Annotated in this window: 11 protein-coding genes; 6 read left to right on the top strand and 5 right to left on the bottom strand. The window is 56.6% G+C overall.

Translation table 11 applies throughout. From position 1 onward, the window contains the following. Nucleotides 1–520: 520 nt before the first annotated feature. The 5 genes from IRZ24_RS08470 (at nt 521) to IRZ24_RS08450 (ending at nt 5,939) form a co-directional block, all read left to right on the top strand. The gene (locus IRZ24_RS08470; RefSeq protein WP_297162489.1) at nt 521–1,519 is read left to right on the top strand and encodes an ABC transporter ATP-binding protein; all 999 of its coding nucleotides are present in this window, start codon (nt 521–523) and stop codon (nt 1,517–1,519) included. Between the two features lie 146 nt (nt 1,520–1,665). Further along, the gene (locus IRZ24_RS08465; RefSeq protein ID WP_297162486.1) at nt 1,666–2,325 is read left to right on the top strand and encodes an ABC transporter permease; all 660 of its coding nucleotides are present in this window, start codon (nt 1,666–1,668) and stop codon (nt 2,323–2,325) included. A gap of 44 nt (nt 2,326–2,369) precedes the next feature. Further along, nucleotides 2,370–3,044, top strand: a complete 675-nt coding sequence (locus tag IRZ24_RS08460) for an ABC transporter permease (protein ID WP_297162483.1) — start codon at nt 2,370–2,372, stop codon at nt 3,042–3,044. Nucleotides 3,045–3,184: 140 nt separating this feature from the next. Next, entirely contained in the window at nt 3,185–4,135 is a 951-nt protein-coding gene (locus tag IRZ24_RS08455; RefSeq protein WP_297162481.1) for a glycine betaine ABC transporter substrate-binding protein, read from the top strand. Between the two features lie 340 nt (nt 4,136–4,475). Then, nucleotides 4,476–5,939 (top strand): glycosyltransferase 87 family protein, encoded by a 1,464-nt coding sequence (locus tag IRZ24_RS08450; RefSeq protein WP_297162477.1) that lies wholly within the window; start codon nt 4,476–4,478, stop codon nt 5,937–5,939. 101 nt (nt 5,940–6,040) lie between these two features. Here the strand turns inward: IRZ24_RS08450 and IRZ24_RS08445 are convergent, their stop codons facing one another. The 3 genes from IRZ24_RS08445 to IRZ24_RS08435 all read right to left on the bottom strand — a co-directional run bounded on the left by IRZ24_RS08445 (nt 6,041) and on the right by IRZ24_RS08435 (nt 9,132). Further along, nucleotides 6,041–6,259: a hypothetical protein gene (locus IRZ24_RS08445; RefSeq protein WP_297162474.1), complete on the bottom strand. Its 219-nt coding sequence runs from the start codon at nt 6,257–6,259 to the stop codon at nt 6,041–6,043. A 489-nt stretch (nt 6,260–6,748) separates the two neighbouring features. Continuing rightward, nucleotides 6,749–7,627, bottom strand: a complete 879-nt coding sequence (locus IRZ24_RS08440; protein ID WP_297162471.1) for a GNAT family N-acetyltransferase — start codon at nt 7,625–7,627, stop codon at nt 6,749–6,751. Nucleotides 7,628–7,986: 359 nt separating this feature from the next. Continuing rightward, the gene (locus IRZ24_RS08435; protein WP_297162469.1) at nt 7,987–9,132 is read right to left on the bottom strand and encodes an acyl-CoA dehydrogenase family protein; all 1,146 of its coding nucleotides are present in this window, start codon (nt 9,130–9,132) and stop codon (nt 7,987–7,989) included. A 138-nt stretch (nt 9,133–9,270) separates the two neighbouring features. Between IRZ24_RS08435 and IRZ24_RS08430 the strand changes: the two genes are divergently transcribed. Then, nucleotides 9,271–10,557, top strand: coding sequence for an alkaline phosphatase family protein (locus IRZ24_RS08430; protein WP_297162466.1), 1,287 nt, complete (start codon nt 9,271–9,273; stop codon nt 10,555–10,557). Between the two features lie 157 nt (nt 10,558–10,714). Here IRZ24_RS08430 and IRZ24_RS08425 read toward each other — a convergent pair whose 3' ends face one another. Together IRZ24_RS08425 and IRZ24_RS08420 are read right to left on the bottom strand one after the other, a co-directional pair. Then, nucleotides 10,715–13,462 carry an FtsX-like permease family protein gene (locus IRZ24_RS08425; RefSeq protein ID WP_297162464.1) on the bottom strand — a complete coding sequence of 916 codons (2,748 nt, stop codon included), beginning with the start codon at nt 13,460–13,462 and terminating at the stop codon, nt 10,715–10,717. Continuing rightward, nucleotides 13,459–14,244 (bottom strand): ABC transporter ATP-binding protein, encoded by a 786-nt coding sequence (locus IRZ24_RS08420; protein ID WP_297162461.1) that lies wholly within the window; start codon nt 14,242–14,244, stop codon nt 13,459–13,461. Before IRZ24_RS08420 ends, IRZ24_RS08425 begins: the two co-directional genes overlap by 4 nt. Nucleotides 14,245–14,415: the final 171 nt, after the last annotated feature.

Genomic DNA, 14,415 nt, shown 5'->3' with positions numbered 1-14,415 from the left:
CACCAGGATCATACGCCGAGAAATTCAAGAAAGTATGGGGAAGTTGTCAGATTTCTATCAAGAAAAAAGCAAAAATTTGGCAGAAATAAGGGCTGGCACGCTCCCACCCAACCCTTGCCCGCCATAGCCGTTTCCTTGTTGCAGCGTCCACTACCGTGCCCTGGCGCCTGGGCTTGCACCCAAAAAGGATTTCCATCGTGTCTTTATGGTAGGCTGCCGCTGCTGCCATGCTCAAGCTGCTAGCCTGCAAGCTTGCATCAGAGCGTTAGCGTATGCCATAATGAAGAGGTTCGCCTCAGTCCAGGCAAGAGAGCCATAAAAGGACTGGAGATGCGCACCTCCTTTCTTGCCGGGAGCTGATCCGGCGCCACAGCCTACCTTTCTGCAAGAAAGCCTAGCTGGCACAGCGGCGCTGGTGCCTCCGTCAGTGTCTGACAACCGAAACGAAGCCTGAAGAGAGGAGCACCCAAGGAACAGTCGGAAAGAGCAACAGACTAGTGCTCTAGTGAAGGAGTGTTGCATGGCCAGAATTGCGTTTCACGAGGTCAGCAAGTTTTACCGCGGTGCCAGCAAGCCCGCCGTCGACCGAGTCAGCTTTGAGGTGGCCGAAGGTTCGATCTGCATGCTGCTAGGTACTTCCGGTTCGGGCAAAACTACCTTGTTGCGCATGGTGAATCGCCTGATTGAGCCAAGCAGCGGTATCATTACCATCGATGGTCACAACATTCTAGAGGAAAACCCCATCCAGCTACGCCGACGCATTGGCTACGTCATTCAACAGGTTGGTCTCTTCCCCCACATGACGATTGCCGAGAATGTGCGCATTACCGCAGAAATCGCAGGCTGGTCTAAGGCACGCATGGCCAGTCGCGTCGATGAGTTGCTCACCTTGGTGGGCCTGGACCCGGCTGAATACCGGAGACGCTACCCACGCCAGCTTTCGGGAGGCCAGCAGCAACGTGTTGGCCTGGCCCGCGCCCTGGCCGCTGATCCGGCGATCTTGCTGATGGATGAGCCTTTCGGCGCCCTGGATGCGATTACCCGCGCCCATCTGCAGGATGAATTGCAGCGTATCCAGCGTGAAATGCGCAAAACGATCTTGTTCGTCACGCATGATGTCGAGGAGGCTTTTCGGCTAGGAGATCAAATCGCGATCCTCTCTGAGGGCCGTCTTATGCAGATCGGCTCTCCCGTCGACCTGTTGCTGCAACCGGCAAATGAGTTCGTGAGTCGCCTGATTGGCTCTGACAATATTCAGCGTCAATTGCAATACTTGCCGGTCACAAGCGCGATGATGACAGATGCTAGCATAGGTGGGCTTGAGAATCAGCCAGCTTGCTCCTCAGAGGCAACGCTGCTAGAGGCTTTGATGAGCCTGATCGCTTCAGGCTCCCAGGCTCTGACCGTCTACGATGCTCAAAGTCAGGCTGCGATCGGCAGGATTACGCTCAGCGCCATCAACCAGGTGATTACCGGAGCCCGGCCCAAAGAGCAAGCAGCAACTAGCCCGGCGCTTTGAAACACTGCACAGACCCTGAGCAACGTGTCAGGTTCCTTACAGGAAGCTTTTTGGTGTGTTGGCACCAGCGGCCCAGCCCTGGCCCGGATCAGGATCTCCCTTGTTCCCCTTCAGCGTCGTGATTGCTTCCTAGCATGGAGTTGTCTATGCGTTACTTGACCAGTCCATCAAGCTACGATCTCTCAGATCCTAGCAGCATCCCTAATTTGCTGCTGCAGCATTTCACAATCGTGACGATCAGCATGCTTCTCTCGCTCGTCATTGCCTTTCCTCTGGCCTTGCTGATCGTGCGCTATCGCCGTCTACGTCTCCCCATCATTACTCTCATGGGTCTGCTCTATACGATTCCAGGGCTGGCCCTCATCGGCATTCTTGTCACGATTACTAAGCTAACACTGGCGACAGTCGTCATCCCTCTGGTACTCTATGCCCAGCTTGTGCTAGTGCGCAACATTTCCACGGCGATTAGCTCCATTGATCCATTGCTGATCGAAGTTGGGAGGGCGATGGGTCTGAATCGGATGCAGATTCTCTGGCGTGTCACACTCCCGCTAGCCATGCCCGTGATTATAGCAGGAATTCGCGTGGCGACCGTCACGACCATCGGCATTGCCTCGCTGGCCTCGCTCGTAGACCAGGGCGGCTTAGGCGACCTGATTTTTAAGAGCATCCCTCTTGGAGACTACGACACGATCCTGGCAGGGGCCATTCTCTTAGCGCTCTTCGCCCTTGTAGCCGATTTGTTCTTACTTTTGCTGCAGCGCCTGCTGGAGCGCGGGCATCGTCAGTTGGCGTTGGTATCCTAGTCCAAGATGTTGATGACAAACTCTCAGGAGAGGAGGCTTTGATCTTGCTTGCCCAACTCTGGCAGTTCATACTTGACCCTGCCAACGCCTTTCTGGATCACACGATCGCTTACCTGCAAGTCTGCGCTGTCTCGGTGATCCTGGCGACTCTGCTCGGGATCACTATAGGCGTGGCCGTGGTCCGCAGTCCCTTGCTCTCGTTCATCGCTGTGAATCTCAGCGGGTTGATGCGCGCCATCCCCATTATTGCTTTTCTGGCCGCCGCTCTGCCTTATCTGGGAGTAGGCTTTAAGCCAACAGTCGTGGCCCTGACACTGCTTGGTATCCCGCCGATTCTGCTGAATACCTACACTGGCATTCGCAGTATCGAGCCTGCCATCATCGATGCCGCGCGCGGCATGGGCCTCAATATGCGCCAGATTTTGCTGCGCATCCAGGTGCCGCTGGTGCTGCCGATTGTGGCGGCTGGTGTGCGCACCTCGGCAGTCCAGATCGTGGCGACCGCTACGCTGGCCGCGATTATCGGAGCTGGCGGCTATGGCGAGTATATTATCAATGGCCTCTATGAGTTTAAGACGGTCCAGATCCTGGCCGGTGCTCTGCCTGTGGCGGTGCTGGCTATGCTGGTTGAACTGCTGATGGGCTGGCTCCAGCGCGCCCTGACCCCTGCCGGCCTACGCGTTCAGGAGATGGCTTTGAGTGAGGCCCCGCGGGCCTGAAGCCTATCTCGGAAAGAGAGGAGAAGACCAGCCTTTTCTGCTTTTACACTCACCGTGTAATCCTTTGTTCTGGTTTGATGGGTATACTGAGAGTAGAGTCAGCCTGTCCTATTTGTTTGGAGCTTACAAGGAGAAAGTTTATGCGTTCTGTTGCCCTGCTAGTACGTTTGCGTGCACTGCTGCTATTGCCGCTAGTGGGAGTCATCTTAATGACTTTGGCCGCCTGCGGTGGCTCTTCTGGTTCAGGCGGTGGGTCCTCACCCAATAGTCAGATCACGCTGACGGTCGGCGGTAAGCTGGACGTGGAGGCCCAGTTACTGACAAAGATGTATACACTCCTGCTACGCCATGCCGGTTTCAAAGTAATCGAGAAGCCCGCTCTTGGCACCAATGACGTGGTCTTTAACGCGATCACTAGCGGCGCCATCGATCTCTATCCCGAATTCACAGCAACAGGTCTGCAGCGTCTGGGCCTGCAAACGACGCACGATCCACAGAAGGATTATGAGCTGGTGAAGCAAGGTTTTGAGAGCAAGTATAAGATTGTCTGGCTGGATGTGGCACCGCTAAATGATACCTATGGAATTTGCGCCCCAAAGATGGCCGCTGCTCCTCTGCAGATTACGAAGCTCTCCCAGCTCCCAGCCGTAGTAGCCTCACAGCTTACCGTTGCCACGCCAACGGATGGTCAGCAGCCTCTGCAGACGATGGAGTCGATCTACGGCATCCATTTTAAGAAGGTCATTGTGATGGATGAGGCCCTGACCTTTAATGCCGTTAAGCAGAACCAGGCGCAACTGAACGTCTGCTATACGACGAGCGCCTTAATCGACCAAAATGGTTTCGTCTTGCTACAAGATGATAAGAACGCTTTTCCCATCTATAACCCCGCACCCATTGTGCGTGAAGACACATTAAAGAAGGCTCCAGGCATTGCAACAGCTCTAAATCCTCTGGCACCCAAGTTGACTACTCAGGTCAGCATCGATCTGCAGCGTCAGGTAACACAGGCCGTCAATAGCGGTACGCCACGTTCACAGGCGATTACACAGGTGGCGACCAACTGGTTGAAGAGTGTCGGTCTGCTCTAGAGCTACAAGAGCCACCTTTATTCGGTACCGGACTAGGACAGGGCACCAGTCTAACAGTTGGCCGGTGCCTAGCGGGCAGGGCTGCCGCTGCTGGCTTGGCCGGCGGGCGGTCCTGCCTTTTCGCCGCTCCCCCTGCCCTCGTAGCCGCCGACCTGCCCTCCTGACTCCGAGCGGCGCCTTTGCTGCCCTCTCTCTACCACCCTGCTCTTCCGTTTAGACAAGGCTCCCATTTTCTAGCTAGCGGCGAGCAGAGAGAGAGACCATGTGCTATCATAGTTGAGACAGTGGCTCGTAAGAACTGCTGCCTGATCTGATCCGATCTCTGCCCAGGGAGATGGCAATGATACGCTTGGCTAGCGAGGTCAAGCTACTAGAGAGACCCCGGCCAGCGCTGTTACCTCTGCCTTCCAAGCGGCGCCTTGTCCTCCTAACCTTCTTGTTGCTCTTGCAAGTTATTTTCCAAATACCTCTTTTGTTGAACCCTCCTGATACTAGTAGCCCTGCCCCGCTGATCAACGCTTTTGTCTGGCGCTGGCTGCTAACCTTCCTTCCTTATCTACTGGCCTGTCTGGTCGTACTGGTCAGTCATCCCCTCTCAGGTCGAGCGCGCTTTGTCGAACTTGGCCTGCTGCTGGGCGGGGCCCTGTTGCTGCGTCTGATGCTGCTGCCTATCTCCCCAGTGCTCTCGCCAGATGCCTGGCGTTATCTGTGGGATGCACGCGTGACTCTGCTCGGCTACAGCCCCTATGTCTACGCTCCAGGTGATCCGCAGTTCTCCCATTTGCGCGACTTCATCTTTGCCCACAGCCGCTATCGCAACGTGCCGACGCTCTACCCGCCCGGCGCTCAGTTCTTTTTCCTGATCAGCTACTTGCTGGCCCCCAGCAACTTAACGGTACTCAAGGCGATCTTTGTGGGCTGCGATTGGCTAACCTGCGCCATTCTGGCCTGGCTACTGTGCCGACGCGGTCAGGACACAGGACGCAGCCTGCTCTATGCCTGGTGTCCGCTGCCAATTGTGGAATTTGCCATTCAGGGTCATGTCGATGCGCCAGCGGTGCTTTTGACGGTTCTGACTCTGCTGATAGCTGATGACCCTACTCGCTGCGGGCGAGCTATGACCGGCTTCCTGCTGGGGATGGCTACGCTGGTCCGTCTCTATCCTGCGCTGCTGCTGCTGGCAATCGCCCGCCGTCGCGACTGGCTCCTGCTGCTGGTCTGGGGCATGACGTTAGTTGCTGGTTACCTGCCATACCTGATCTTGGGACATGGCCAGTTGCTGAGTCCTTTTGAGAGCTACGCGGGGAGCTATACGCCAAATGCCGGCCTGCCCCAGCAATTGAGCCACTGGTTGGGGCTGCATACACCCTTGAATCCGACTTTTCTTCACTGGTTGGAGGAGGGCCTCATTGGTGCTATTCTCGGGGGATCAATGCTTACCGTGCTCTGGATGCGTTGGAGGCATCAACTGTCAAGGGAGGCCGCTGCTCTGTTGCTGATCAGCGCCTTGTTCGCTGCGTCGGCCCATATTTTTCCTTGGTATACGCCTGTCTTCATCCCACTGGCGGCGTTGCTGCTCGCTCCCCGTGGCAGTAGCCCGATGCTGAAAAGGTCGGCGGCGCTCTGCGCCTGGTATTTTGCCTGTGCGACTCCGCTGGCTTACTTTTTTATGTATGAGCGCGATTGGACACCCTACTATGTCCTGGTCTATTGGCTTCCCCTGACATCACTAGGACTGATTGCAGGTGCTGCCGGCTGGCAATGGCTGAGACAACAGAGGATCAATCTCAATCCTCCTGTCTAGGAGACGCGAACCGCGGCAATGATTCGCGTCTCCACATGGCCATCCTTGCTGGTCTGTATCCGCAAGTGGGTATCTCATTATGAGGACGAGACAAGAGGTTGCTAAGACGACTGCTCTTGCGCTGGAGAGCAACGATAGAGGTAGAGATAGGTCGCTTCTCCCCCGTGGCCTGAAGGACTGGCGTGGTCGACAGGGAGAAACCAGGAGCCACGTCGCTGCCATTCCTGGCTGTCAGGACCATCACGGCTATCCGCTCCCCAGCGCATGGCCGCCAGGTCGAGGAGGAGGATCAACACAACGAGAACAAGGATAGAGATCACCGAGTACCTCCTGAATCGAGACAAGGACTGTCCTAACGCGCTCAAAGGATGCAGGGTAGCGCAGAGTGAAGCGGCGTCTAGCTGGAGCCGCCCTTGCCTGGTTGGGCCAACGGCATCGTATCGAGGCCGCCAGCCTCCTCGTCGCAGCGCTGCTAGTTGCTATAACAACCATAGGCGAAAAAGAGTTGCGCAACCACAGCCAATCTCTAGCCCTCGCCCAGGATCAAACCAGGCCAATCAGCATCCCTAGCTGAAGAGGAGAGCAGCCAGGACAGGCAGCTTGTAGGCTAGGGATCAGTCAGGGGGAGGAGCGCCATCAAGAGCTGACGCTATCCCTCCTATTCCTGTCATATAGAGGCGCTGGCTTGCCAGCTACAGCGCATCGATGAGGAGTGCCTCCACCAGCAAGCAGATAGGTATTCAACTCAGCCAAGGGGAGCGATAGTCTTTGTCGTCTCCTGTCCAACAAGCGGAGAGACGCCGTGAGTCTTAGCTAACTGGCACTTCGTAATAATCGAAAGTCGTAGTGATCTCGAAGCCACAGGAGCGATAGAGTGAGAGGGCGCCTTCATTGGTTGTATCGACCTCCAAGGCGATCCGGCGCGGACGTTGATGAAGGATATGCTCGATTGTCCGGGCCAGTGTCTGGCGCCCATAGCCTTTGCCCTGGTGCTCAGGCAACATGCAGAAACCATAGATGAAAGCCTCTTCCTCGTCATCAATATAGCGGATCAAGCCAACTACCTCGCCAGCCACCTCCGTCACTAGCGTCACCCGTCGCGGACTGGTGATGTCACGCGTTGTCTCCGCTAACAGTGCCCGATCCTCAGTCATCTCGAAGGCCCGCGCCGTAATGTGCGTTAGCAATGGGGCTTCTTCTTCTCGCGCCGGGCGAATACGGACCTCGTCCCGCGCTCTCACCTGGGGCGGAGCACTCTCCAACGCGCGCACCATTCGGTACTCAGAGTTGCGATAGCGCGCCTTTACTGCTCGCGCAAAGCCTTGGGCCCCAGGAGACTTGTGATCAAAAAAGAGGAGAATCCGCGGCACACCCCGATACCTGAGCTCCTGATTAGCCAGGCGGAAAAGCAACGAAAAGATGCCCTGGCGGCGTCTATCCGGGTGAACCATACCCGTCAGCTCGGTCTCACGCGGATTGAAGCTATAGAGTGCTAAATATCCAAGCAACTGACCATTCTCATAGTAGAGAAAGTCATTGGTCACCTGCCCTGAACGGGCCCGTAACATTTCCCAGAGCAGACGGACCTCAATTCCCTCACGCTCTCGACACAAGGCCGCCAGCGCCGCAATCTCCTGCAAATCCTCAGTGGTCAACGTTCGCTTACGCACCAAACCATGTTTCTGCATATCGTGTTGTTCCCATCTAGCCAGACAGATGGCCCCCGCGACCAGCTACCAGCTTCCACTCTAGCTTACTTACCTCTGCTTCCAGAGAGCAGCAAGAACGCTCGCTTCCCCCGGCCTCTGGTCAGGCGGCTCGCACCGCACAAAAGGAGAGGGCAGGATTTCATAGATGGCCTGCTGTCATAAAGTCATGGCCCTCATCGGGTGCCTTGACGCCCGTACCCCTGGCAAGCCGAGCAGACCAATAAGAGATTTCGCCCCCCAGGCTCCTTCCTGAGGTCTTCGCGCCCGCCCTTGCCAGTACGGTCAGGAAGTAACAGAGCCAGGCAAGAGCCAAAGCCCTGCCGCTTCTACCGCGGGAGTCAGCGCATCCCAAGCAATTCACGCGCAATGATGAGCTGACGGATCTCAGTCGTTCCCGCCCCGATCTCTGCCAGGCGAGCATCGCGCCACAGACGCTCAACTTCGAAGTCTGTGGTGTAACCCCAACCGCCATGAATCTGCAGCGCCTCATTCGCCGCCCGCCACTGTGCACGCGCTGTAAAGAGCAGCGCCGCTGCCGCCTCCTTACTGACGCGCTTCCCCTGCTGGGCCAGCCACAAAGCCCGATGAGCCAGCAACCGAGCTGCTTCCAGATCAGTATACATGTCAGCCAACTTGGCCTGAATGAGCTGGAAGTTAGCAATTGGCTGCCCAAACTGCTGACGCTCACGAGCATATTTGAGCGAAAGCTCTAGTGCCGCCTCAATCCCCCCGACGATGCTGACAGCGAAGAAAGCCCGCTCCAGATCGAGGCCACTCATGACCACACGGTAGCCCTCATTGACCTGGCCCAGCACGTTCTCTGCTGGCACAAAAGCCTCCTCGAAGACCAACTCTCCAGTAGGAGAGCCATGCATGCCGACTTTTCCGATCTTGCGCGCCACATGATAGCCCGGCGTCTTGGTCTCGAAGAGAAAGGCCGTAATGCCACGGCTACCCGCCTCTGGCCTGGTTTTAGCGTAGACAATGAGCAGATCGGCAATCGGGCCATTGGTGATAAAGACTTTGGTACCATTGAGGACAAAGCCTCCGTCAACGGCACGTGCCGTCGTACGGATACCCATTGCATCAGAGCCAGCGTCAGGCTCGGTCAAGGCCAGCCCACCGATCATCTCCGCTGCTGCCAGCTTTGGCAGATAGCGCTGCTTCTGCTCTTCAGTTCCATTGCGCAAAATATTATGGGCACAAAGGTTCAGGTGCGCTCCAAATGACATAGCGATGCCCCCATTGGCCCGCCCAATAGCCCGCGCCACGAGAGCCGCCATCAAGAAATCTCCTCCGCTACCACCATAAGTCTCAGGGATACCAATGCCGGTATATCCCTGAGCCGCTAATTTCTGCCAAAGCCAGCGCGGGAAATCATCGCTGCGCTCCAGCTCGGGCGTCAGAGGCTTGATTTCACGTAGCGCGAACTGCAGAGCGCTTTCATAGGCCAGCCGGTGCTCTTCGGCGAGTTCGAAATCCATAGGTTGCCTTATCCTTTCCTCGCAGCGGAAACGGACTGCGCGCATGTACTCTATCTTTTGGAAAGCAAGCTTGCGTATACTCTATTATATGATGAAACCAGAGCAGCATTGACCCTCCCCCTGGAAAGCGAACTGAGCATGCTTAATACAGCTTCCGTGCAGGCCGTTGAGAAGGCACGCTTCTCCCAGGCCTTCACCCAACCGCTTTACGACTCCTATTGTTTTGCTAATCTTCCCGCAACGATCCTGACCTTGCTCACCGGTGAGGGAAGCAATAGCCTGCCGATAGACGTCTTTGGCTCACTGCCTCGGCGCTATCAGCAGGTGATCCTTTTCTTCGTCGATGGCTTCGGCTGGCGCTTCTTGCAGCGTTACGCCGAACGCTTTCCCTTGCTACGCCTGGCCTTTGAGGAAGGCACGGTCTCGCTTCTAACTGCACAGTTTCCTTCGACTACCGCAGCCCATACGACGACTATCCATACCGGCCTCGAGGTCGGCCAGAGTGGCATCTATGAATGGACCTACTATGAGCCGCTGGTCGATGAGGTAATTGCTCCTCTGCTCTTCTCCTACGCCGGTGAATTGACGCGCGACACACTGATGCAGTGTGGCCTGCCGCCATCAGCCTTCTACCCACAGCAGACATTCTACGAAGCGCTGGGTACCTACGGCGTACGCAGCACGATTTTTCAGCATCGCTCTTATACGCCTTCAACCTTCTCCAACGCAGTGTTTCGCGGAGCGAGTGTCCACGCCTTCGATACGCTCTCCCAAGCTCTTGACGAGCTGCGTGATCATCTGCTCTCCGCAGAGGCCAGTAAGACGACCCCCGCCTATTACCTGCTCTATTTTGACCAAATCGACGCTGCCGGTCACCGCTTTGGCCCCGATTCCTCGGAATTCGAAGAGGCAGTTGAGCAGTTCTGGACAGCACTGGAAACCGGCTTCTACCGTCCATTGCAGGGGAAGCTCAAGGAAACGCTCCTCGTGCTCACCGCTGATCATGGGATGGTCCCCGTTTATCCCGAAACCACTATCTACCTCAACCAGCAGGCGCCAGAACTTGTGCCGCTGCTACGGACAACGCGCCAGGGCCGCCCGCTGGTGGCCGCCGGCTCGGCTCGCGATATGTTCCTCTACGTGAGAGAGGAAGCACTAGATGAGGCGCTAGCTCTCCTCAAGCGCCTTCTGGCCGGGCGAGCAGAGGTTTACCCTACCCAGGAACTGATCGACAAGCGTTTCTTCGGACGGGAAGTCCCGAGTGAGAGGTTTCTGCAACGGGTAGGCAATGTTGTCCTCCTACCCTATGAGGGGGAAAGCGTCTGGTGGTTTGAAAAGGGACGCTTTGAAATGCGTTTCCACGGACACCACGGTGGCTTAACCCCGGCAGAGATGCAGATTCCGCTCCTTCTGCTGCCTGTATGAGCAGCACACGCGGCGCGTTCTTCCCAGCTCATCACGACACACGCGAAGATGAGGAGCACGGAGACAAATGACAAGACGGCCTCCGAACCTCATCTTCGCGTCGCTCAATCGGCTGCCTGCATAGTCATGTGATCGACCACCAGCGCCGCTGTATCACTTACTCATAACGCAGGACTTCCAACGGGCGTACACGTACCGCTCCCCAGGCCACGAGGGCCGCTACAACCATCGCCAGGACCGCCGCTCCCACAATGAGCGCCAGGATGATGATCTCATTGGCTCCCAGGCTGACATTGAAGACGAAGCGACCTAGCAAGCTGAGTGCCAGACTGACCAGTAGCATGGCCAGGAAGGCCCCAACGCCAGCTACACCCCCGTTTTCTATCAGCACTTCGCTCAGGATCGAACGACTGGTATAGCCCACCGCTTTGAGAATCCCTAGCTCGCGCCGCCGCTCCAGCATGGCCAGGCCCACAGCATTGGCAATAATGACAATCCCGGCAAAGAGGGAGAGCGAAGCGATGGCACTCAGAGTCAGGATGATGTAACTCAAAAACTGGTTCACATAATCGCCCAGATTCGCCAGGTTAGTCACCGAGATAGCCCCAGCAATGGCTTGCATGCGATCAAGAGCCTTGCCCACCTGAGCAGGATCGATCTTCAGGTAGTAGATGTTCGTAGCCTGCCCCCCAGGACTGAGAGCACGCACCAGATTCAGCGGAGCTAACAAAGCGCCAGTCGAGGTGACCCCCTGGACGCGATAGAACCCTACCACTGTCACTGTGCGGACCAGCTTGCCATCCTGGCTGGCCAGCGTGAGCTTGCTACCAAGCTGCAGATGACCCTCAAGTCCCCCAAACTGAAGAGCAGCCTCAGGCACCAGTACGCTATCGCTATTGGCATCAGCCGCACTCAGATTGCGCCCCTTGACGATGGTCACTCCCTGAGAAGGGATCTGCCCCTGCGCCAGATCGTACCCTTGCAGGCTCCCCAGGTAAAAGAAAGCGACCTGACTTTCGAAGTTGTTAGAGCCTGCATTGCCGTTCTGCTGTAGCAGCGTCTTCAACGGCACACCATCGATGGTCAGCGGCAGGCAGGAGGTCACAATCAGATGCTGCCGCTCCTGTAGGCCAGGAACAGTGTTCCACTCACCTTCTAGTCGTCTGGCCTGCTGATCATCAGTGATCGCAATGATGTTGAAAGAGACAATGCGCGCCAACGAGCTATTAATAGCATCGCGCAGGTCCTGCCCCAGGATCAGAATCAGACCGATCGTGAAAATGCCGACGAACAAGGCCAGCATCGTGGTGGTCGTGCGCACTCGCTGACGCCCGATATTACGCAGGGCCATCTTGATATTAGCCTTCCAGGTAGCGGGCAAGAAGGCGGTCGTCAGTCCGATCACCGTTGCCAACAAGAGTAGCGAACCGAAGACAGGCAGCACAAAGGTGATCAGCGCGGAAATGACCAGAGCTACCAGGATTACAGTCAGGAAACCCAGACTGAGCTGCTCCGGTACAGGCAGCAAACTGATGACGATGACCGCCAGGACAAAGAAGAGGCTGAGCAGCCCGAGAAAGATGAAGGTTCCATAGACAACACCGATGCCCAGTACGACATCGTTGTTGAGTACCACAATAGCCATGCCGCAGAAGAGCAGCGAGAGCAATAGGAGTAGGCCCAGCGTGAGGGCATAGCTCGCAGGACGAAAGCCCTCCGGAAGATCCCGAATAACGCTGAGCGGGCGAATATTGGCCGCCTGGACAATCGGCATGAGCCCAAAAATGAGCGCCGTTCCCAGACCAATGAGCACTCCTCCCCCAAGGATGAGCGGGTCAAAGCTGACTGGCAGGCTGAACAGGAAGAGCCGCATAATCAGACCACGCACCAACAGGCTCACACCAAGGCCAATGACCGAGCCGATTACTCCCCCAATGAGGCCGAGCAGACCAGCCTCTAGCCCGAAGAGCAGATAGAGATCGCGCCGCCGATAGCCGGCCGTCTTCAGCATGGCGATCTCCGTGCGCCGCCGCAAAAGCAGCACCTGCATTGTATGTACAATGCCTACCCCCCCAATGAGCAGCGCCAGCAGGCCGGCAATCTCCAAAAACTTGCGAATAAAGTCCACCTGTTGCTGATCAGCCTTTAACGCATCCGCCGCTGTCTGCGCCGTGGCATAATAGAACTGATCCTGAACCGCTTTGGCTACACGATCAGTTCGAGCTTGATCGTTATTTGTCGATATATAGACATGATCATACAGAAGCGGCATGGTGGGAGCAGCGGCCTGATAGGTTGCAGCAGATAGATACACGCTACTGCCGGCCATGGCCGCCAAGCCTTCATTCGCGATGATGCCGGCGATAGTCACCTGAAAAGAGCGTCCCGTAGAGCTACTGGAGCTGGCGTAGATGGTTAGCCGATCGCCGACGCGGTAGTGATATTGATCAGCAAAGTTCTTGGTGACCACGACCTGCCGGTCACGGACCAGGCGGGCGAAGCTGCCATCCGTTGGCTGAAGAAAGGTCGGAGGGGAAACCACCGGATAGGTCTGCGGATCAATCACGATCACCTGGAAAGCATCCCCCAGGCTCGCAGAGAGGCGCGTTGAAGCGCGCAGCGAGATTACCGGAGTGTAGGCGTCGATCTCCCCCTGCTTTTTGAGACGCTCAAAGAAAAGCAGATCAGTGCTATTGAACGGGTGAACGTAGGTCGAGACAGCAATATCGCCGCCGTTGGCCTGGCGGACATTGCTGGTGAAGGCAAGATTGATCATCTGGCCAACCAGCTCTAGCGAGACGATGGCCAGCACTCCCACAGCGATGCACAATACAGCCAGCACGCTGCGCTGACCACCCCTCAGCAGCGAACGCCAGGCGTACTTAAAGTAGAGTGAGGCCTTCATGGGTGAACAGCCTCCCCCCGGAGCACCTCAATGGCCGCGATGCGCCCATCAACGATGCGAATAGCACGATCAGCATGACTGGCAACTGTGGCATCATGGGTAGCAATAATAAAGGTTTTACCGGTAGTATGGCGCAAGTAAGCGATCAGCTGTAGCAGCTTTTCACCATTGGCAGCATCCAGATTTCCAGTTGGCTCATCAGCGACGATAATCGGCGGGTCCGTTGCAAGCGCGCGCGCAATGGCGACACGCTGCTGCTCGCCGCCCGAGAGCTGCGTTGGACGATGCTTGAGGCGATGAGAGAGACCGACCAGCTCTAGCAGTTCACGGGCCCGAGCGGCGGGCGAGCCTTTGTGTTTGCCAACGTAAAGGGGGATCTCAACGTTTTCTTGGGCTGTGAGGGTAGGGATCAAGTTAAAGGCCTGAAAGACCATGCCGATTTTCTGATTACGTACAGCGGCAAGCTTGCCTTCACTCATACGCGTCACATCGATGCCATCAATGATAACCCGCCCACTGGTCGGATTGTCCAGACCTGCAATGATCCCCAGCAAGGTGCTCTTGCCCGACCCGGACGGGCCCACAATGGCGACAAATTCTCCCTGCCGCACACTGAAGCTGATGCCCCGCAGAATCTCAATGCGCTCATGGCCAAGCGGCAGACTGCGTGTCACATCTTCAACCTGCAGAATAGTGGCCCCAAGCGTTGGACGCTCTCCCTGTCCCGCCTCTGCAGCTTCAGCATGGGGTTCGGACTGGCCTGCACTCTTCTCTTTTTCCATAGCAGTAATTTCTCCTTCTCTTTCGACGACTTGCGACAGCGGTCACTGACTGAACTTTCCCACTCTGCCGCCTTACCCTCCACCATCAGGCATACGACGGCTCTACCGGGAGAAGAGGGTAGCTCACCACTGGCCCAGCGTCAATCTCTAGGTCCTCATACTTGCTATAGC

The sequence above is a fragment of the Thermogemmatispora sp. genome (genome assembly GCF_019683755.1).
GTDB lineage: Bacteria > Chloroflexota > Ktedonobacteria > Ktedonobacterales > Ktedonobacteraceae > Thermogemmatispora.
Note: the sequence above shows the minus strand (reverse complement) of the source record. Positions and strands in the feature narration are given on the sequence as shown.

Excerpts from the sequence above, each read along its gene's own strand:
- IRZ24_RS08435 (WP_297162469.1), bottom strand. The coding sequence starts at position 9,132 with ATGGATTTCGAACTCGCCGAAGAGCACCGGCTGGCCTATGAAAGCGCT.
- IRZ24_RS08470 (WP_297162489.1), top strand. The coding sequence starts at position 521 with ATGGCCAGAATTGCGTTTCACGAGGTCAGCAAGTTTTACCGCGGTGCC.
- IRZ24_RS08420 (WP_297162461.1), bottom strand. The coding sequence starts at position 14,244 with ATGGAAAAAGAGAAGAGTGCAGGCCAGTCCGAACCCCATGCTGAAGCT.
- IRZ24_RS08450 (WP_297162477.1), top strand. The coding sequence starts at position 4,476 with ATGATACGCTTGGCTAGCGAGGTCAAGCTACTAGAGAGACCCCGGCCA.
- IRZ24_RS08455 (WP_297162481.1), top strand. The coding sequence starts at position 3,185 with ATGCGTTCTGTTGCCCTGCTAGTACGTTTGCGTGCACTGCTGCTATTG.
- IRZ24_RS08465 (WP_297162486.1), top strand. The coding sequence starts at position 1,666 with ATGCGTTACTTGACCAGTCCATCAAGCTACGATCTCTCAGATCCTAGC.
- IRZ24_RS08430 (WP_297162466.1), top strand. The coding sequence starts at position 9,271 with ATGCTTAATACAGCTTCCGTGCAGGCCGTTGAGAAGGCACGCTTCTCC.
- IRZ24_RS08425 (WP_297162464.1), bottom strand. The coding sequence starts at position 13,462 with ATGAAGGCCTCACTCTACTTTAAGTACGCCTGGCGTTCGCTGCTGAGG.
- IRZ24_RS08440 (WP_297162471.1), bottom strand. The coding sequence starts at position 7,627 with ATGCAGAAACATGGTTTGGTGCGTAAGCGAACGTTGACCACTGAGGAT.